18 protein-coding genes are annotated in these 20,885 nt (G+C 39.6%); 3 read left to right on the forward strand and 15 right to left on the reverse strand.

Going from position 1 to position 20,885, the window contains the following annotated elements; all coding sequences use genetic code 11:
• The first annotated feature begins 172 nt into the window (after window positions 1-172).
• Entirely contained in the window at window positions 173-373 is a 201-nt protein-coding gene (locus AC503W_RS10525; protein ID WP_071349777.1) for a cold-shock protein, read from the forward strand.
• 213 nt (window positions 374-586) lie between these two features.
• Here AC503W_RS10525 and AC503W_RS10530 read toward each other — a convergent pair whose 3' ends face one another.
• From AC503W_RS10530 to AC503W_RS10565, 8 genes are all read right to left on the reverse strand, one after another.
• Window positions 587-1,417: an enoyl-CoA hydratase-related protein gene (locus AC503W_RS10530; protein ID WP_402868662.1), complete on the reverse strand. Its 831-nt coding sequence runs from the start codon at window positions 1,415-1,417 to the stop codon at window positions 587-589.
• 199 nt (window positions 1,418-1,616) lie between these two features.
• The gene (locus tag AC503W_RS10535) at window positions 1,617-2,609 is read right to left on the reverse strand and encodes an ABC transporter ATP-binding protein (RefSeq protein WP_494914117.1); all 993 of its coding nucleotides are present in this window, start codon (window positions 2,607-2,609) and stop codon (window positions 1,617-1,619) included.
• A gap of 12 nt (window positions 2,610-2,621) precedes the next feature.
• Window positions 2,622-3,632, reverse strand: a complete 1,011-nt coding sequence (locus tag AC503W_RS10540; RefSeq protein ID WP_402868665.1) for an ABC transporter ATP-binding protein — start codon at window positions 3,630-3,632, stop codon at window positions 2,622-2,624.
• Window positions 3,633-3,680: 48 nt separating this feature from the next.
• Window positions 3,681-4,610, reverse strand: a complete 930-nt coding sequence (locus AC503W_RS10545) for an ABC transporter permease (RefSeq protein ID WP_402868667.1) — start codon at window positions 4,608-4,610, stop codon at window positions 3,681-3,683.
• A complete protein-coding gene (locus AC503W_RS10550; RefSeq protein ID WP_402869855.1) occupies window positions 4,610-5,539 on the reverse strand; it encodes an ABC transporter permease in 930 nt (309 codons plus the stop codon). The genes AC503W_RS10545 and AC503W_RS10550 overlap by 1 nt, the downstream gene beginning before the upstream one ends.
• 119 nt (window positions 5,540-5,658) lie before the next feature.
• Window positions 5,659-7,293: a peptide ABC transporter substrate-binding protein gene (locus AC503W_RS10555; RefSeq protein WP_427650520.1), complete on the reverse strand. Its 1,635-nt coding sequence runs from the start codon at window positions 7,291-7,293 to the stop codon at window positions 5,659-5,661.
• 531 nt (window positions 7,294-7,824) lie between these two features.
• On the reverse strand, window positions 7,825-8,406 hold the full coding sequence (locus tag AC503W_RS10560; protein WP_402868670.1) for a GNAT family N-acetyltransferase: 582 nt from the start codon (window positions 8,404-8,406) through the stop codon (window positions 7,825-7,827).
• 63 nt (window positions 8,407-8,469) lie between these two features.
• Window positions 8,470-9,705: an NAD(P)/FAD-dependent oxidoreductase gene (locus AC503W_RS10565; protein WP_494914120.1), complete on the reverse strand. Its 1,236-nt coding sequence runs from the start codon at window positions 9,703-9,705 to the stop codon at window positions 8,470-8,472.
• Between the two features lie 343 nt (window positions 9,706-10,048).
• On the opposite strand from AC503W_RS10565, the gene AC503W_RS10570 reads away from it, so the two are divergent.
• Both AC503W_RS10570 and AC503W_RS10575 read left to right on the forward strand, forming a co-directional pair.
• Entirely contained in the window at window positions 10,049-10,675 is a 627-nt protein-coding gene (locus AC503W_RS10570) for a CAP domain-containing protein (protein WP_427687069.1), read from the forward strand.
• 202 nt (window positions 10,676-10,877) lie between these two features.
• Window positions 10,878-11,477 (forward strand): exonuclease domain-containing protein, encoded by a 600-nt coding sequence (locus AC503W_RS10575; RefSeq protein WP_402868676.1) that lies wholly within the window; start codon window positions 10,878-10,880, stop codon window positions 11,475-11,477.
• 176 nt (window positions 11,478-11,653) lie between these two features.
• Here the strand turns inward: AC503W_RS10575 and AC503W_RS10580 are convergent, their stop codons facing one another.
• From AC503W_RS10580 to AC503W_RS10610, 7 genes are all read right to left on the reverse strand, one after another.
• The gene (locus AC503W_RS10580) at window positions 11,654-14,044 is read right to left on the reverse strand and encodes a YhgE/Pip family protein (RefSeq protein ID WP_494914123.1); all 2,391 of its coding nucleotides are present in this window, start codon (window positions 14,042-14,044) and stop codon (window positions 11,654-11,656) included.
• Between the two features lie 320 nt (window positions 14,045-14,364).
• Window positions 14,365-15,366 carry an NAD(P)H-dependent flavin oxidoreductase gene (locus AC503W_RS10585; protein WP_427591230.1) on the reverse strand — a complete coding sequence of 334 codons (1,002 nt, stop codon included), beginning with the start codon at window positions 15,364-15,366 and terminating at the stop codon, window positions 14,365-14,367.
• Between the two features lie 155 nt (window positions 15,367-15,521).
• Complete coding sequence (locus AC503W_RS10590; RefSeq protein ID WP_494914130.1) at window positions 15,522-16,262, reverse strand: Cof-type HAD-IIB family hydrolase; 741 nt, start codon at window positions 16,260-16,262, stop codon at window positions 15,522-15,524.
• 119 nt (window positions 16,263-16,381) lie between these two features.
• Complete coding sequence (locus AC503W_RS10595) at window positions 16,382-17,377, reverse strand: cation diffusion facilitator family transporter (RefSeq protein ID WP_402868684.1); 996 nt, start codon at window positions 17,375-17,377, stop codon at window positions 16,382-16,384.
• Between the two features lie 199 nt (window positions 17,378-17,576).
• Window positions 17,577-18,347: a hypothetical protein gene (locus AC503W_RS10600; protein ID WP_427687064.1), complete on the reverse strand. Its 771-nt coding sequence runs from the start codon at window positions 18,345-18,347 to the stop codon at window positions 17,577-17,579.
• Between the two features lie 178 nt (window positions 18,348-18,525).
• A complete protein-coding gene (locus AC503W_RS10605) occupies window positions 18,526-19,785 on the reverse strand; it encodes a glycoside hydrolase family 18 protein (protein WP_494914132.1) in 1,260 nt (419 codons plus the stop codon).
• A gap of 327 nt (window positions 19,786-20,112) precedes the next feature.
• Window positions 20,113-20,862: a (S)-benzoin forming benzil reductase gene (locus AC503W_RS10610; RefSeq protein ID WP_402958719.1), complete on the reverse strand. Its 750-nt coding sequence runs from the start codon at window positions 20,860-20,862 to the stop codon at window positions 20,113-20,115.
• Window positions 20,863-20,885: the final 23 nt, after the last annotated feature.

Raw genomic sequence — 20,885 nt, forward strand, 5'->3', positions numbered from 1 at the left:
ACCATGTAAATAAAAGGATCAATACTATATCCATTGCAAAATCCGACAGTATCTGTTATTCTTAAAAAGAATTATTTTTGTTCTTGAAGATTGATAAGTGAAACACTTTCCTTCTGAAAATTGAGCAAGGGTAGTAACACAATGTGTGGATTCACACTAGGAGGCAACAAAAATGGAACAAGGTAAAGTAAAATGGTTTAACGCAGAAAAAGGATTCGGCTTCATCGAACGCGAAAACGGAGACGATGTATTCGTACATTTCTCAGCTATTCAAAGCGAAGGCTTCAAATCATTAGACGAAGGTCAATCAGTTACTTTTGAAGTTGAGCAAGGTCAACGTGGACCCCAAGCTACTAACGTTCAAAAAGCATAATAATATCCATCATATATAATGGACTCTACTCGTAGAGTCCATTTTTGTTGTTGTTTTTTATAGAAAAAAAACCCATCAAATTGACGGGGTACACGAAACAAGTTTAGTAAATGGTAACCAAAGTATAACACACTAAGAACGGAAACCCTAATTATTCCGAAAAGTACAATAACAAGCCTGTTTACTTCATTATATTATCGAAATTGCTCCTATTCATTCGACACCCCATGGATAGAACGGTGGCATATCCGTACTGCTCTTCATCGTAAATTTTGCTTTCCGATTTTCCAGATAAGCTCCAATCCCTTCTTGTGCATCCGCTTGTTTCCCAGTCCAATGGAGCATCTTAGATTCAATTTTATGTGATTCATGGGGATGATTGGCCCCCAGCATCGTCCACATTAGCTGCCTAGATAATGTAACAGAAATAGAAGAGGTATTTACCGCTATCTCATTGGCAATTTTCATGGCTGTAGCCATCAACTGATCAGGCTCGACAACTTCGTTTACTAATCTTGCTTCATACGCTTCTCGTGCGGAAATCATTCTACCGGTAAACACCCATTCAGTTGCCTTACCCATGCCCACGAGTCTTGGCAGGAACCATCCACTGCACGCCTCCATCGTAATTCCCCGCTTTGCAAAATCAAAGCTCATTTCCGCATCAGATGAAGCAAGCCGGATATCCATTGGTAAAGTCATAGTGATTCCAATCCCGATAGCAGAACCATTGATTGCAGCAATAATTGGTTTTTTCATATCAAATATTCGTAATGACAAGACCCCACCAGCATCTCGATATTCCACTAAAGGAGTATGGTCCATAAATGTTTCTACGCCTTTTTCCAAATCCATACCAGAACAATACCCTTTTCCGGCACCGGTCATTATAATCGCCCGTACTTCATCATTTTCATCCGCTTTATCAAAGACTTGAATCAGCTCTTGACACATTTTTTCATTAAAAGCATTCATTCTTTCAGGGCGATTGAGTGTAATTATCATAACATGATCAACAATTTCAGCTTTTATTGTAGAATACATTTTTATTCCTCCTTATCTCACAGAGCATAAAGACACCGAATAATATTTTTACATATAATTACATTTTATATGTTTGATTTCCAAAATGATAGAATTAAGTATAAGAGTCCTTAATCTTTTCTGTTTATTTAGTTGAGATTCCTCCCTTGGATGTAAAAAAGACCAGTTGCAGAAAAGCCAACCGGTCTTACTATTTGATTCACCAGTATAAATGGCAAGCAACGAAGTGCCCTGGCTTTTGTTCTTTCCATTCTGGTATGGCACTGGAACACACTTCCATGGCTTTTGGGCAACGTGTACGGAATACACACCCGCTCGGCGGATTGATTGGACTAGGTACATCACCTTTCAAAGCAATCCGTTCCCTTTTAACTGTAGGATCTGGAATGGGTACAGCAGATAGTAATGCTTGTGTATAAGGATGTAGCGGATCCTTAGTAAGAGAATCACTATCCGAAAGTTCCATCATCCTACCTAAGTACATAACTAAAATACGGTCTGAGATATACTTTACCATTGATAAATCGTGTGCGATGAATAAATAGGTCAACCCCATCTCCTTCTGCAATTCTTTGAGTAAATTTACTACTTGGGCTTGGATGGATACATCAAGAGCTGATATGGGTTCATCACACACAATGAATTTTGGATTTAGCGCTAACGCCCTTGCAATCCCGATTCGCTGACGTTGTCCGCCACTGAATTCATGTGGGAACCGACTGATATGTTCAGGATTTAGTCCAACCAGCTTTAGCAAGTCTTCTACTCTCTTCTTTTTTTCTTTACCTTTTAAAATCCCATGAATGGCAAGAGGTTCTCCTATTAGTTCCTCTACTTTCATACGAGGGTTTAGCGATGCATACGGATCTTGGAAAATCATTTGGATTTCTCGACGGACTTTCGACATTTCCCCCTGTTTATAATCAAAAATATTTTTCCCTTGAAAAAGGACTTCTCCATCTGTCGGCTCATATAGTCGTGTGATTGTACGTCCTGCCGTGGATTTACCACAGCCGCTCTCCCCAACAAGACCAACAGTCTCCCCCTCAAATATCGTAAGGTCCAGTCCATCAACAGCTTTCAACGAATCGGAACCGATAGGAAAATACTTCTTTAAATTTTTTATTTCAACAAGAGTAGACCTTTTGCTGAGATCTTTTTCTTTTAATGACTCATTTTTCAGTGAAACCATGACTCTCCTCCTTTATACCGTAGTCGTAGATTGATCCCTTGTTGCTTTTGCCATCGGATGATGAAGCCAGCATGCTGCCGTCTGTCCCACTTCCACCTCTTCAAGTTCCGGGTTATGGTCTTTGCATACTTTCATTGCATATTCACATCTTGGATAAAAGGGGCAGCCCTTTGGTGGATCTAATAAATCGGGAGGAGACCCAATGATTGGAATCAAAGGATCCGTTTTTTCCATATCTAGCCTTGGCACGGTTTTGAGAAGACCCTTTGTATAGGGATGCTGTGGATTTGCAAATATCGCTTCTACCGTTCCAGTCTCCACAACCGTGCCCGCATACATTACTATTACTCGGTCGCAGGTTTCTGCAACAACACCTAAATCATGTGTTATAAGGATAATAGAAGTATCCATCCTTCGCTGAATATCTTTCATAAGTTCTAAGATTTGTGCTTGAATCGTTACATCCAATGCAGTTGTTGGCTCGTCAGCAATTAATAATTGTGGATCACAGGCCAGGGCTATCGCGATCATTGCCCGCTGACGCATCCCCCCCGAAAACTCATGCGGATATTGTTGCATCCTTTTTTCCGGTTGTGGGATGCCCACCAACTTTAAAGTATCTAAGGCCCTTTCATACGCATCTTTACGAGAGATTTCTTTATGTTTTAAAATAGACTCCATGATTTGAGTGCCTATCTTGGTTGTCGGGTTAAGCGAAGTCATCGGATCTTGAAATATCATACTGATGTCATTGCCTCGAATTTTCTGCATTTCCTTTTCATTGGCTTTAACGAGATCTTTTCCATTAAATAGTATCGATCCTTTTTCATACTGTGCCGGTGGTGTTTCCAACAATTTCATTATGGACTTTGCCGTTACGCTTTTTCCGCACCCAGACTCTCCTACAATCCCAATGGCTTCCCCTTTTTCCACCTGGAAGTCCACACCTCGGACAGCCTGCACTTTACCCGCATACGTATGGAAGGTGATGTGCAGATCATTGACCTCTAACAATTTCCCCATTAACGTCCCTCCTATTCTAGTTTCAATATCTTTATGTTTAGGACTTTATTATTTTCTAAGCTTTGGATCCAGTGCATCCTGAAGCCCATCACCCACTACATTGAAGGCAAACATCGTCACCGAAATAAGGATGGCTGGGATTAAAAGCTGATAGAAATTACCGACTAAAATACTTCCCAAAGCATCACTTGTAAGGGTACCCCAACTAGCTTGAGGAGCTGGCACACCTAGCCCTAAAAAGCTCAACGTCGCCTCGGCAAAAATTGCAGTAGGAACGGTCAATGTTAAATTCACTAAAATAGGTCCCATTGTATTGGGAATCATATGTTTCCTTAATGTCCAATTCGTATTGGCACCAGAGATAGTGGCTGCATGGACATATTCATTTTCCTTTAGCTGTAATACCTGGCCCCGGACCAATCGAGCCATTGGGATCCAGCCTGTGATCGTCATTGCGATGATAATTGGTAATATACCAGGATCTAAAACTACCATCATTAAAATGACCATCAGTAAATATGGAATGGCATAGATGACTTCGGCAAACCGCATCATTAAATTATCCGTGCGCCCACCACGTATAGCTGAAATCCCACCATAAATGACACCGATTATAAAATCGATAAGAGCAGCCATCAATCCTATAAATAAGGATATCCTCGCCCCATACCAGGCTCTCGTAAATAGATCTCTTCCGGCTGTATCCGTACCGAACCAATGTTCAGCGTTTGGTCTAAGATTCTTTTTTGCAAAATCTTGTTCGTAATATGAATATCCATTCATGTAGGGCCCGAAAATAGCCATAAACACTAATAGGACAATTAGAACAAAACCTGCCATGGCCAGCTTATTTTGCTTAAACCTTCGCCATACATCAGACCAAAATGATATGGTTGGCCTTGATATTTTTTCCGCTTCCTTAAAATTATCTTCTGCGGGCGAGAACATTTCTTCGGTTAAATGCACTTTTTCTGCCATTATTTACTCTCCCCCGTCACTTTAATTCTCGGGTCAATCAACGTATAGGCTACATCCACTATGAAAATCAATATGACAAGCACTGCACTATACACTATTGTGGAACCAAGAATAACCGGGTAATCCCGATTGAAGATTCCTTTTACAAACATCTCTCCCATCCCCGGAATTCCAAAAATGCGCTCAATAATGAAACTTCCCGTTACAATGTTGGCCGTCAGAATGCCAAGAATCGTAATGACAGGTAAGATGGCATTTCGAATCGCATGTTTGATAATAATGCTACTTCTTTTCAAGCCTTTGGCCTTAGCGGTCAATATGTAGTCCTGACCCATGACTTCCAGCATGCTCGTCCGCATTAACCTTGCAATAAAGGCCAGTGGCATCATGGACAGGGCGATAGAAGGTAAAATCGTATGTTTCCAAGTCGCCCATGTAGCAACTGGAAACACTTTGAATTCTATAGCGAGATAATTAATCAGCACTGTAGCTAAGATAAAGTTCGGCACTGATATACCAACAATCGCAATGATCATTGATAGATAATCAGGTATTTTATTTCGATATAAGGAAGCCACTACACCTAGAATCAGACCAAAGAAAACGGCAATGGCCAACGCTTGCGCACCTAAATGTAAAGATACTGGGAACCCGTTCACAATATAGTCATTCACGGAAATGGATGAAGATTTTAAGGAAGGACCAAAATCAAATCGAAGCACTTCCAATAAATAATTTCCATATTGGGCTAATAGTGGTTTGTCCAATCCATAATGGGCTTGTAGATTTTCATATACTGCAGGAGGCATTGTCCCTTCTTTAGCAAAAGGATTTCCTGGTATGGAATGCATAATGATAAAAGTGATTGTAATGACCGCCCATAAAGTTATAATTGCCCATTTTAATCGATTCATCGTATATCTCAACATGGTAATCACCTCAATTCTCGTTTTCATAGAAGTTTAAAGCAGAAATGAATTCATGAAATTTTCAACTGAAAAATGGGGTATGTCCGAATAAGGACATACCTCCCATCACTATCGTGCCTTTATTTTTTGTCTGCGTAAATAAAGTTCGGATATTCGTTGATTGGTGCATAAATTCCTGTAACATTCGATTTAACCATGTATGGTTTAGTATAGAAGTAAATCGGGATAATCGGCATTTCATCAATTAATACTTTTTCAGCCTTGTGTAGAATAGGCATGCGATCTTCCGGTTTCAATGCAGTTTTTGATTCCTTAAGATACTTGTCGTATTCCTTGTTAGACCAATCTGCATCATTATAAGCGCCATCAGTCTCCCAAAGCATGAATGTCATTGGATCGACATAATCACCAACCCAGCCAGCACGTGAAATTTGGAAATCTCCCGCTTTTTCACGGTCTAATTTAACCTGGAATTCAGCATTTTCCAATTTGACTTCAACACCTAAATTTTTACGCCACATTTCTTGAACAGCTTCGGCAATTTTCTTATGGGCATCTAATGTGTTAAATAAAATGGAGAAATCAGGCATTTTTTTCATACCCTCTTCTGCAAGGCCCTCTTTTAATAACTTTTTAGCTTCATCTACATTTTCTTCAAAAAGGTTTCCTGTATTTTCCTGGAAATCACCAGTGGCATCAGGAATACCAGGAGGAACGATACCATAGGCTGGCTGTTGGCCACCTTGAGTAACATTATCCGTGATCATTTTACGGTCAATGGCCATGGATAAAGCTTTTCTGACTTTAATATTATTGAATGGTTTCACTTTAGTATTTAAGTTGTAATAGTAAACGGCAAGTTCTGGACCATTTTGGAATTCTTTATCTCCAGAGTTAACCAGCTGGCCTTGTTTGTCCACTGGTAATGGATATGCCAGGTCAAGTTCACCATTCTCATACATTTGCCATGCTGTATTTTCGTCTTCAATTAGAGCGAAATTTACAGCATCCAATTTAACTTGATCTTTATCATAATAATTTTCGTTCTTCTCGATTTTAATGCTCTCTTTATGTTTCCATTCTGTTAATTTGAATGGTCCGTTCGAGACATGCGTCTCTCCCTCTTGAGCCCATTCAGGATTTTCTTCTTGGACTTTTTTATTGATTGGGAAAAATGCATAGAATGATGTTAAGTCCAAGAAATATGGAGTAGGCTCTTCTAATGTAACTTCTAATGTAAGATCATCCGTAGCCTTTACACCAACATCCTCTTCCTTGCCTTTTTTCGCGTTGTACGCTTCTCCCCCTTTAAGGTAATAAAGTTGGTAAGCATAGTCAGCCGCAGTGTCAGGATTCAAAGCATATTTCCATGCATATTCAAAGTCATTGGCGGTAATGGGATCTCCATTCGACCACTTTAAACCATCTTTTAATTTAAATGTCAAAGTTTTACCATCATCACTAGTCTCCCATGATTCTGCAACCGCTGGAACGATTTCGCCTTCCTCGGTCTTCTTAGTCAACCCCTCAAAGGTATGATTTAGAATCCAAGAATCATGAGTTCCTTGTGCTTTAGCAGGGTGTAGTGATCCAGGTTCGGATGAGTTATTCAGATTTAACACCTTTGGTTCAGTGGATTTATTAGTGCCTTCCTCTTTTTCTTTCGAAGTTTCCTTCGATCCTCCATTACACGCGGCCAATACCAGTATCATGGCTAAAAACAATGATAGTACTGAAAATTTAGACTTTTTCAAATGTTTTCCCCCTCTGTACGATTTAATTGTGGAGTCACCCAAGCTCAGGCCCCTCCCATTTCTACTCTATCAACTGCCGGCTTATTTCATTCCGGAAATTTTCTGCGAGGATTAGTTAGAAGTTTAGCGTTCATCATTACACTTAGTCAGCAAACCGATTACACTCGTTTTGCCCTTTTCCTCGGAAAACCCAAAAAACAGCAGTTTAATAGCTTAAAACCACCTTCCTTTCAAACCTCGCAAAAGGATAATATTATTATATTCGACCATAATTTGCTAAACCCTTCAAAATATTACAAAATTAAATAATCTATTTTGTACCCCTGATACTACATTTTTAAATATATACGGCTTTAAAAGTGGACTAAGTTCCCGGATAATCTGGTTTCAAATGGCTGGATGGTTTATGATTCTAACAAAACGATGAATGGATGGAACTTTGGACGTTCATCTATAAATGTTCACATATCAGGCACAAAAAAAGCCCATGATTGGGCATTTTCTCTGATGCACTAAACAAAACTCTCTGTTTCAGTCCCTATAGAAAGCGGGGGGCAATGAGCCAGAATTCAATGCACTATATTCACTATTCAATAACGAAAAGATCCGGACATCTTGAGATTCTTTATTAAAATATAGATAATTTCTAAGCGTTCCTTCTTCCTGAAATCCAACTTTTTTCAATAAGTTAGTCGAAGGCATGTTATGCGGAAAAGCCATCGCGGCAATGCGATGCAACTCAAGTTCATGAAAAGAGAATCTCAATACTTCTCTGACCGCTTCCCACGTATAGTACTTTCGCCGATAATCAGGGTGAACTTCGTAACCTATTTCTGCCCTTTTATTAGACTTATTCAAATGATTTAAACCTACCGTCCCAATGAACCTTCCTGTATCTTTTAAGACCATTCCCCATTGGATTCCTCTTTCATTAATGTATGAGCTTCTAAAAGAATGAATAATCCTCTGTGACTCTTCTAAGCGAAGCAATGTTTCAATGCCCCCATACCGGGTTACCTCTTCCCTTGAAAGGATATCAAACAGACTTTCTGCATGCTGCTTACCTATTTCTATCAAATACAGCCTATCCGTCTCTAATTCAGGAAACTTCATTTCTTTTCCCCCTAGTAATCATCCTTTCCTCTATTATTCTATTCTCTAGGGCGTGTTTCCTGTTTAACCGACAGTTCCTTTCATAAGAGACCTTTCCTTTAAGTATAAGTTTGAATCGGGATGTCTATTCTTTGTTATCAAATCTCTAATGATTTGTGAGAGAATGACACTATAAACTGTACCATTTCCCCCATACCCCATTAAGAAATAGCAGTTAGGGTAATTCGGATAAATCCCAATGGTTGGTAAACCATCATGTGACTCACCAAAGAAAGCACCCCAATAATAATCTGCTTGGACCACGCCCTCCAATTCTGGGAATAAACAGACAAGTTGACTCAACAATTCATCTCGCTTATGTATGATTTTTGAATCTCTCTTCTCGGAATAGGTTATTCTTTCGTCTAATCCACCTATGATGATCCGGTTATCAACCGTTTTCCTTGCATATAAATAAGGCCTTGCCGTTTCCCAAATCATCATTCCTTCATCCCATTTGGCAAGATTCGCAATCTGATTCGTTGCAACGGCATAGGAACTGAGAATCATAGCATTCGGATCATTCACTTCTTCTTGGGCTTCATAGCCTGTGGCAAAAATAACATGATGTGCACGGATAGAATGACCTGTATCTGTGATTAACTCCGTATGATCATCTTTTAAGATTTTTCCATTGATTTTCGTATTGGAAAATATACGTACACCTTGTTGATAAGCCTTTTTCAGTAATAAATGAGCATGCTTATAGGGATTTATTTCGGCGTCATTCCCTGTGACAAGCGCCCCTGCTTTTAAAAAGGAAAAATGTTTTCCTATTTCGTTTTCCGAATAATATTCTACTGGAAAGTTGCGGTTTTGAAGGTTCTGATACTCTTCTTTCAACATAGAAACATCCTCTGGATTAGAAGCATAATACAAACTCTTTCTAATCTTAAAGTCTGAGTCATCAGCTAAGCTTGGGACAACCTTTTTTTCAAGCGTACGTATGGCTTCCAAGCAGAGCTGGACATGTCGAGTACCAGCTTCTTCTCCAAAACTATGAATCAGAGATGTTAAGGATTTATCATTTGAATATTGTAAAAGACCCGTGTTAGCCACCGTACTGCCTGTACTTAAGTCCCTCTTATCTACAAGAACCACATTTAGTCCCGTCTCCGCGAAAAAATAAGCACAATGTGCTCCGGACGAACCAGATCCCACTATGCAAACGTCACACATAATGTCTTCTTCCAATATTGGATATTTCATTTCTTCATGGTAAGTCTCATTCCAATATAACTTTCCGGATTTCAAATCCATCCTTACCTTCACCTTCCTATTAATGTACGATTTGTACTTGTTTTAGTTCTATATCTATACAATAGAGTCTTATAAACTAATCCTTCTTTACCCTTATCATGGTAAAATGCAAACAAAAAATAATTCTTTCCGAACAAATATTGATGGATATCATACGGAGACAATGGACTAGCTATACCATTACGCCATCCAAATCAAGAAAGTATGTACCTACTTTCTTTTTAGATAGAGCTAATTCTTTCATCCTGGTTTTCCCCTTTTCAAAAATTAACCAGTTTACGTTATCCTAATTTTATAGCATACTAGATTTTCATTACTGAATTTTGTAAAAGGAGGAAGTTCAATGAAGATAATAATTTTACCGTCTGTACTAACTTTATCGCTACTTTTCCCAACTGTGGCTTTAGGGTCCAATTCCTATACAGTGAATAATGGAGATACTTTAACGAAGATTGCTACTGAACATAGTATCAGCCTTTCCGATTTGCTTATGGCGAATCCTATTTTAGATGATCCTAATCAAATTAAAATTGGCCAGGCTATCTCCATACCCACCACCAAAAATGAAACAACCCACGAAAGTAACTCTTCAGTTGCACAACAAGTTCTTGACCTAGTAAATTCTGAACGTTCAAAAGCTGGACTGAAAGACTTGGAATTGGATCAAGAGCTCTCAAATGTTGCAAAAACAAAATCAGGGGATATGCGTGACAATCATTACTTCAGCCATACAAGTCCTACCTATGGTTCCCCTTTCGACATGATGAAGTCCTTTGGTATTGGTTATACATATGCAGGGGAAAATATTGCAGCTGGCCAAACAAGTGCATCTGCAGTGATGAAATCATGGATGAATAGTCCCGGACATAAAGCCAACATTTTGAATGGGAATTATACGCATATTGGAGTTGGATATGTTCAAGGCGGAACCTACAGCCGTTATTGGACGCAGCAATTCATCGGAAAATAAGAAAAAATGCAGCTTATTCGCTGCATTTTTTTCTTTACCCTTTGGCTTTAATAAAAATCCCCCTGAATGTATAGATGGCTCCTTTCATTAGTTTGCATCTTTTTTTAAACTTTTATATTATACTAGTCTTTAACGGCTGATATTATACTCCGTTCGCTAAATAAAAAATTTCAGATAGTAGTATACATTGGAGGAAAAGTAATTGTCTAATAGAGTAGGTTTAGTTCTGGATGTTGAGACGACAGGATTGCGACCGGGATCGGATGAAATTATCGAACTTGCTTTAATCCTTTTCACCTATAACAGCGAGACTGGAAATATTTTAAGTCTAATTGAACAAGATTCATTTTTAAGAGAACCACTCTCATATCAAGCAAAACGGAATTACGGTCAAGCATACAGAGTTCATGGAATATCCTATAGTTCTGTAGAGGGGAAAAGTTTTCATGATGAAAAAATCAAATCATATATAAACCGTGCCGATTCCATTTTCGCCCATAACGCCTCCTTTGACCGCAGTTTTCTCTACCAGATGTATCCGGAAATCAATGATCATAAGTGGTTTTGTACAATGCGAAATGTCCCTTGGAAACAATATGGTTTCCTAAATAGTAAACTATTAACCCTGCTTCAAGCCCATGACATCACTAACTTTCAAACACATCGAGCCATGGATGACATTTCATACTTAATGCAATTGTTGCAAAAATCAAATCCATTAGGCCTTCCTTATTTAAAGGATGTTATCGCTAAAAAACCAATGAGAAAATATTCGCCTTCTTCTCAAAAATCTCATGTATAAAAAAAGCAGGAAAATCCCCAGTGAATTTTCCTGCTTTTCCACGTGTATTCCGTTCTGCAAAAAAAGCCAACACTCTTTAAAACGATATAACGAATGAGACTGGCTCACCATATTGTCGTTGTTATCACCTACACCCATTCAAAAAAATAGCGGACTCAGATTGAGTCCGCCTTCCCTTATACCGCTAACTCTTCTTCTTTAGCTAATGCATTTTTTTGCTTTTTGAATCTTAAGCTGTAGTAAACGATAGATAGAATCAAAGCCACTACCAAGAAAATCGCCAAAGTGCCAAGATTATGCCACATGAAACCATAATCGCCTGTGGAGATAACCGCTCTAAAAGCATTAATCGAATAAGTCATCGGTAAGAATGGTGTAAAGTGTTGCAAGAAATTAGGCACCAATTCATTCGGGAAAGTCCCCCCGCTACTAGTCAGCTGAAGAATCAAAATAAGCAAGGCTATAAAACGCCCCGGGTTATCGAAAGCTGCACCTAGGAACTGGATTATCGCCATAAAAGTGAAGCTGGCCATAATGCTAATCATGAAGAATAGCGGGATGCTTGTAACTTCAATTTCTAAGCCTAATATCAATATCGTATCCACCAAAATGGCTTGACCTAGCCCGACTAGAGCCATGACACTATATTTACTGATAAACCAACCGAACCCATTTTTAGGAATGACGGCTGGATCCCTCAACGGGAAAATAATCGTCAATACGATTGCTCCAATAAACAAGCTCAATGAAACCAAATATGGTGCAAAACTTGTACCATAATTCGGTACATTATTTATTGGCATTTTATCGACTTTAACCGGACTTGCAAACATATCATAGACATCATCATCCGCTTTGATGTCACTTGCATCCTCCGCTCCATCTTTCAATTCATCATGTAATTCTTTTGATCCATCCGAGAGTTTGGCAACGCCATCTTCAAGCTTAATGGCTCCATTGGCCAATTCTCCCATTCCATTGGTCAGGCTTGATGATCCGTCTTTCAATTTATCTGTTCCAGCAACCAGACTTTTCGATCCTTCTGAAAGTTGGGAAGTTCCACTAGATAATTGCTTGGAGCCATCTTCTAATTGATCAAGTCCCGTGACCAAATTATTGCTGCCTTCCGTTAATTGACCAAGTCCATTCTGAGCCGTATCTATGCTTTCACCGATTGTCGTTAAACCGGCTACCAATTGTCCCTGTCCACTTTCTAGTTCACTTGCTCCACTAGCCAGTTTTCCTTGTGCTTCGGACAATTGGCTGAAACCATCACTAAGCGCGTCCGTTCCTTTTCCCAATTGACTTGCACCATCACTAAGACTTGTACCGCCTTTGGAAATTTCAGAAGCACTAGCTGAAAGTTTTCCTACTCCCTCGGAAACTCCCTTGCTTCCCTCATTAATTTTAGTCAATGAGGTAATAAGACCTTCCAAACGCGCTTTTTCAGCTGGGTCTTCCGAAGCCTGAGATTGTTGTTTCAATCCAGAAATAACTTCATCGAGCCCCGCAGAAACTTGAGCCGCACCTGTTTTTGCTTCACTGGCAGCAGCACTCCAATCGTTCAATGAAGATGAAAGTTGACTTGCACCCGCCGCTACACCATTAGCTCCTTCAGACAGAGTTGGGAGTTTTCCTTCAATCTGATTGAAACCTTCCAAGGATTGTTGCAAACCTGTTGCTAACGTACCCGTTCCTGCTTCAGATTTCTTTGCTCCCTCTAAAAGTTCCGTTTGTCCTGCTTTCATTTGCCCGAAACCAGAACTGAATTGTTGTAATCCTTGGTTTAGCTCTTTTGAGCCACTCGCTGCTGAACCGACACCATTCGAGAAGGTCACCGATTTTTCGGCCAACTTTTCAAGGTTATTTTGGATTTCAACCGATCCTGACTGAACAGAACTAATTCCTTCATCCACTTTCTCTGCGCCTTCTTTGGCAGAGTTAATTCCGGTACCTAGCTCTTTTGTTCCGTCTTTCACACTATCCGTACCATCCTTCAGCTCACCTGCTCCATCGCTAGCATCTTTAAGGCCGCTCGCAACATCTTGCAAACTATCGAACATCGACCCCGCATAAGTTTTCGTAACTGCTGAAGAAACCTCTGCCTTGATTTTTTCGGATGCGGCATCACCAATCTTAGTGGAAATGTAGTTATAGCCTTCATTAGATGTGTAAATCAAATCCAATTTTTCCGGTTCATCATCTTGCAAAGTGGTTGCATTCTTAGAGAAATCCTCTGGAATTTCTATTTTCATATAATAGTCCAGATTTTTCAGTCCTTGATCCGCTTCTTTTTGACTAACAAAATGCCAATCAAAGTCTTTCTTTTCCTTCAACTCTCCCACTAAATCTTTTCCAATGGTGAGTTCCTCTTCATTAAATTCAGCCCCAACGTCATTATTGACAATGGCAACCGGCAGTTGGTCAACCTTTCCGTATGGATCCCAAAATGCCCACAAAAACGTTCCGCTATAAAGAAGGGGAATACTGATGATCCCTATGATCGAGATTAGTATTATAGGATTCTTTATAATCGCCAAAAATTCACCCTTTAACGATTTAAACATGATTTTCAAATCCTCCTCCAAGAAGTACTGACCAATTCATTCATTCGGTCATTATCTGCGAGTAATATACCATTTCTTATGTTATTTTTCAACCTTTTAATCGTTAGAATTCAAAATGATAACGATTTTCCTAAATGTGGTCATGTATAGGATTTTGAGCTTTGCGTTATTCAGCTATCATCAGAATTGTATATAATGCTCGGAAATTATCCATTCCAAATCACTTACCAAATTCATGCAATAGGTTCATGTCCAATTAAAATAGAGGGCCCAGTATGGACCCTCTACAACTTTCACAAATCAGCTAAAGCGCTTTCAATTCATCTAGATATGATTCCTTTTATTTTTCCGGCCTGTTCGGTTAATCTTCCAAGGGAATCACGATACTCATTTTCGAGTTGCTTGATAATACCAGCTGTTGTATCAATCTGCTTTATGGCGCCGACACCATGACCTGCAGACCAGATATCACGCCATGCTTTAGATTCCGATGATTTTGACATGCTATCAAAATCGACTTTTTCTTTTTTGGCTAATTGCTCTGGATCCAATCCTTCTTTTCTAATACTTGGTTTAAGCATATTGCAGTTAACACCTGAAAATGCATCAGTCAAAATAATATCATCTTGATTAGACTCTACAAGCATTTGACGGTATTGGTCATTCGCCATGCTCTCTTTTGCCACGATAAAACGGGTGCCCATGTAAGCCAAGTCAGCTCCTGCAGCCTGGGCGGCCAATATACTATGACCCGTACTAATTGATCCGGCGAGTAGAATGATTCCATCCCAGAATGTCCTGACACTGTCCACAAAAGCAAAGCTATTTATTTCACCTGCATGTCCTCCTGCACCTGATGCTACAAGGATTAAACCATCCACGCCGGATTCAGCGGCTTTTTTTGCAAAATCCACACTGCTGACATCAGAAAAAACCAGGCCTCCATAGCTATGTACAACATCCACAACATGTCTTGGCGATCCGAGTGAAGTTATGATGATGGGAGGCTGATGCTTTTTGACCAATTCCAATTCTTCCTCTAGGCGACTATAGGTCCGATGTACTACCATATTCATTGCCCACGGCGCGATTTTGCTGTTTGGATCCTTGTCCCTTGCCGAAATGAGTGTATCATTAATATCACCCATCCATTGGTCCAAGACTTCGATAGGCCTTGCATTCGGAGCTGGAAACGAGCCTATTACCCCATTCAAACAACACTCTTTTACTAAATCCGGACCAGAAATTAAAAACATGGGTGCAGATATGACCGGTAAAGAAAGTTGACTCCACCAGTGCTCAGGAATAGATTTGCTCATCATTATAACCTCCCAATGTTAATATATTACCAAAATATTACACTACAAGAGTATCATACTTCTAAAATACAAAATTTTCAAGAAATAATTGTCCATTTTAACGTGTAGAAAAAAACTGCATATGGAAGGCGATTCCACATACAGCATCGTTTTCATTATTAAGAAAGTACCCATTTACGTATCGCTTTTGCCACTCCATCTTCCTGATTGGTCGAGGTCACCCAATCGGATTCTTCCTTAACGATTTGTTGGGCATTCCCCATAGCTACTCCTATTTTTGCTTCTCGAATCATGGCAAGGTCATTTAGACTATCCCCTACTGCCATGACTTGGTCCATAGTAAGATCGAGCATTGAACAAACACGTTCAATTGCCTTTGCCTTATTTACGCCATGAGCATTCACTTCAATATTCGTTGGGCTGGAATTACTGATTTCAAGATTCTCTTTTGTCCTAAGCTCTTCCATAATCTGTTGACGGATGGCATCGTCCTTGGTATCGAATCCAAATTTAAGCCATTGTGATTCATTAATTTTTTCGGGCATCTCAGCCCGGTAGACACGATCACAGCTGGTTGCCCAGAAATGGGTTCCATGCTTTTGGCTTAATTCCCACATCCATTGTACATATTCGCTATCGACAATATGCCTTTCCACCAATTCACCATCGTTATTGTATATTTCACTGCCATTGACCGTTATTAAGTATGATTGAAGTTCCATGGACTTCGCAAAGTCATTACATGTAGCAAAGGATCTTCCCGTACTCAAAATTACATGAACTCCCCGCTGTTCTGCTTTTTTAATCGTACGTCGATTTTCTTCTGAAATCTCCCCTTTTTCATTTAAAAGCGTCCCATCCATATCGAGTGCAACTAATCGTATGTCTATGTTATCCATGAATAAACACCCTTTCTCTTTTCTATGTAGATACCTATAGCATACTGTATCTTGCTGTTCCAAGGAAGAAATCTGATTGTATAGGTAAAAGATCTCTTCTTACTTACTCAAAAATTTGCTCATCTCTTCTTTTTCTCTTCCTTCACTTTGGAATGAATCTTTTCCTGCCAATTTGCAACACCGTCATTTTCATCGAACTCTATAATGACATCCGTGACTCCTCTTTCTTTGAAGATTTCTGCAATCAATCTGTCCTTTATCATATCCGCTTCAGCAATCGTTATATGCGCATCCAGCTCAACCTCAAGTTCCACATGAAAGTTTTCCCCTTCTTTAATAACGGCAAGTTTCTGAATATCACGAACTTCTGGATCTTTCATGACCATCGTTCCGATTTTCAGGCGCATATCAACGTCAGCTTCACCTAGTGCACCTGCTGCATTTTCAAGGAATACCCGACCCACTACGTAAAACATTCCGAGTCCAATGAATACAGAAGCTATCCCTTCCGCTTGCCTAAAAGGAGTGAAATTCGCCAGTAAAATCGCTATGATTGCGAGTAGACCACCACCTGTCGCTACCATATCTTCCATAAACACCAGTTTTGTGGCTGGTTTTGCACGCCTTAAACCCGAAAAGCTTTTAACTATAACCGCAGCAGCCCCCTTTGCTTCGATATTCACTTCTTTAACCACTTCTTTCATTGCTTTAAACAGGACATAGGATTCAAGGACAACCGCTGCGAATAATACGGTTAAGTTAATGACAATCCCAGTTGATTCAGTAGGATGCAAAATATGATGGAAGCCTTCCTTTATCGTTTCATAAGACATGATCCCAACAATCAATACAGCTCCTAAAAGCACCAGGTTCACCAAACGGCCAAAGCCTTCCGGGAAGCGCTCTGTCGGTGCCTTTTTACTTAAGGCAGAACCAATGAAAACGAAAAACTGATTGGCAGCATCCCCCAAAGAATGGAGTGTTTCGGCGAACATCGCAACATTTCCGGTCATAAAATAGGCAATTCCCTTTAAAATGGCGATGATACTATTAACACAGGCTGCAATAAAAGCTGATTTATTTCCCTGCTTAAGCAATAACATTAATTTTTTCATATCAGGCATACCCTCTTCACTTTTTATGATTTCATAAGTTGTATTATCTCCAAAGCCATTTAAATGAATCATAATAAAAGCAAAACGGGATTGTACTTACAAAGGGCCATCCGACGCCGTATTTCAAATCTTTTATAACACAAAAAATGGTAGTAGACCAAGGGCCTATTACCACTTTTTTAAAAATATGATTATAGAATCAAGCTTCCGTGCTTTTAACCAGTTTGGATGGGTTGTTCACTTTATAACGAATTTCCTTATTGTATTTCTTCTCTACGACTTTTCCGTCAAATTCTAGAGCGTCGCCTTCTACTAGTTCAGCTTTTTTTAAAGTTTTGCTATAACCACACCATGCATCCCCAATGAGAAGTTCTGGATCCGAGGTAACTTTTACGTTTTCTAATAAGATGACTTCATCCTCTTCACCCGTAAAATGATTCATTTTAGCTGTAAACTCTTTGACTGTTGCCGTAAAATGAACTTTTTCAGCAGGTAAGTCCAATTTCGGTTTAGCAGGTTCCTTTTTACTCTTTGACTTTTCCTTTTTTGGTGTAGCTTTCGGCGCTTCAGTGCTGCTCTTTCCAGGGTCCTCTATTCCCTTACCTTTCGCATCCTGCACAACTTCAGTCAAAGACCCTGGAGCAGCAGGACCGCTCAATAATTCTTTCCCAAAATTCGAACTTTGCATTTCCTTTAAATAAGCGGGATGAATACAGCTAAGCCTGCCATTATCAAATTCGACAACAATAGTATCCAGACCATTTCCATATTGTTCATAACCGGCCAACTTTACTTTTGTTTGAAAGCTTCCACTTTTATATAGTAATTCTTTTTTTACTGATCGAGCAGTGAACAGTTTCCACTCTACCCCTTTTGCAATATAATCCTCTTCATCTGAAAAAGAGATATAGTCTCCTTTTGGTTCAATATAGTGAACCAGTTCCTTAGTTTCTGCTGGAGTTTCAGCCACAGTCAACACTCCTATTTTTTCTGTATGCTTATATATTAGCAAAGGAATGGCAAGTTGCAAATGAATGGGCATGATTTACTAAAAACTTCTGTCATTACTCTGTATGCTTTGAGTGGTATTACATAAATTATTTCTGTCTCTCATCATTTCCCTATTCGTATCGAAAAAAACTGTATAACTATTTTATTATCAAAATATTCTCCTGTATATATGCCCAATTCTGTGGAAAACGCAAACCAATATGCCAATAGGTGGTACCAGCCAGTTCATATGCATCAATCACTTGATATTTTGCAGTTATTGAGCGAATATCTTCAAACCAAACGATATGTTCTGATTTTTCTTGTGTATATGAGTAAGTAGGAGAGGCGGCTTTCCTATCAAAGCGAATTTCTGAATTTGTTGCGATTGCTAAGTTTTGGGCATTTTGTGCTGACATCGCGCTCGTCTCATTGCTAGGGACGAGCCAACCATATCCGTACATAGGAATGGCTACCTGTAATTTATTCGTAGGCATCGTAGATATAGCATACTGGATGACCTCAGTCATCCACCAAATAGGGGAAATTGGTTCTGGGGGGCCGGTCGGGTAACCATAATCGATGGTCATTACGGCGACTAAATCGGCAACCTTTCCAATGCCCTTATAATCATGTCCGCCAACAATTCGATTTTCTGGATTATCTTCCGTTTTCGCATGTACATTAACTTGTAAAATCAGTCCGTTCAATTCCGCTTTTAGCTCTTGTAAAAAAGTCACATATTCCTCCCGTTTACCTGGAGGGACGAATTCCAGGTCCATACTCACTCCGCCATACCCTTTTTCCTTCACGAAATTCATCATACTTGTGATGAGATTTCTACGATAAATGGAACTGGTGAGGACATCACCCGCCAAGTCCGCATCAAAATTACCGTTCTGAAAATTCCGAATCATCAATAAAGGTGTGACTCCATTTTGTTCACATTTCTCTATAAGGGGTAAATCGTCACCTTCTATATAGGCAAAGCCTGCCTGCGTAAATGAATAGGCTACAATAGCCAGATAGGTTAGCTTATCCCCGTTCTCCTCAAGCATTTCAAACACTGTACCGCTTGAAACTGGAAAAGAAAAGCCCATCGTAATCAATCTTTTCTTATAGGGGGAAGGAACGAGTATTCTTTCCCCTATCTTAAGTATGGCTGATAGACCCGGATTAGCTTTTTTAATGGCTGATACGCTCGTCATATATCTCTTTGCAATCCCTGAAAGCGTGTCATTCTGTTGGATTAGATATGTACGTTTTCTAACTCCTGTCTCGGGGATATATAGGGCTAAACCAGGAACCAGTGCTGTCGTTTCCAGACCATTCAATTCCACTATCCTTGCAGAATCAACCTTGTACTTTTTAGCTATGGCCTCTAAGGTATCTCCTCTTTTGACGACCTGGATTGTCATCTCACCCTCCACTCCTCACAAAAGTAAATGTAAAGTTATACTAGTGTCACTACACTTTTCATTTTGACCTTTATCATTAATGTATTCTATTGATATGGCCTAAATGTGTAATTTCATCTAATTAGTTTTAACAGGGGTATAGCAGGGATGTAGCTTGTACCCATTAGAACGCTGTTATGTAAATAGGAGCTTAGTTTCACACATAGAGGAGAGGCTTTGATTTTTCAACAATTCCATGGATAATCAGGTTCTAAGGAAGGCAAAAGGGACCTTCTATATGGAGGTCCCCCTTTTACCTAGAGCTTATTTGCTACCTATTCATAAAGATCAAAGTAATTGATTGAGTTCGTAAAACTTCCCATTTTCCAACTTATTGACCTCTAACAATTGCAACAGTTTTTCTGCCACGAATTCTGGGCTCCTCAACAGCCCCTTTTCCTTATAGTCATGAAATTTAGTTCTGTCTGAAAAGTCCTTTTCATCAGCAGAACGGATGGTTTCTTGCATTCCTGTATCCATCACCCCTGGTGAAAAAGATATGAGCGTCGTCGGATAAGTTTCTTTCTCCTGTTCTAGTCCAGCTACACGGGTGAACATTTCAAGACCCGCTTTTGTACTGCAATAGGCTGCCCAGCCATGATAAGGATTCTTGGCTGCTCCTGATGAAATATTGACCATCACCTTTTTTTGTTTCCATTCCTTTGTACGTTTGATGAATGCATCCGCCAACACAACAGGTGCCATGAAGTTCACACGTAGGCTGAGTTCTATATTTTCTTGTGCTAAATTCCCAACTGTCTTGATTGGATCAATAACACCTGCGTTATTGATAAAATAAACATCACTATCTTCATCCAATTCTGTAAAAATCTTATCGATTAATGGCGCAAGTTGTGAACCGTCGAATAGATCCATATAGATGAAACTAAGCTTCGCTCCGGCCATAACTGCTTTTTCAGCCATTTCAGGATGAGGGGTACGAGAAATTAAGATACAATGATTCCCGTCGCTCAAGCACTGCTCTGCTAGAGCTGCTCCTAGACCTCTTGAGGCCCCTGTGATTATAAAAGTTTTCACCGCAATATCCCGCCTTTTTCTAA

The sequence above is a fragment of the Peribacillus suis genome, from assembly GCF_059384845.1.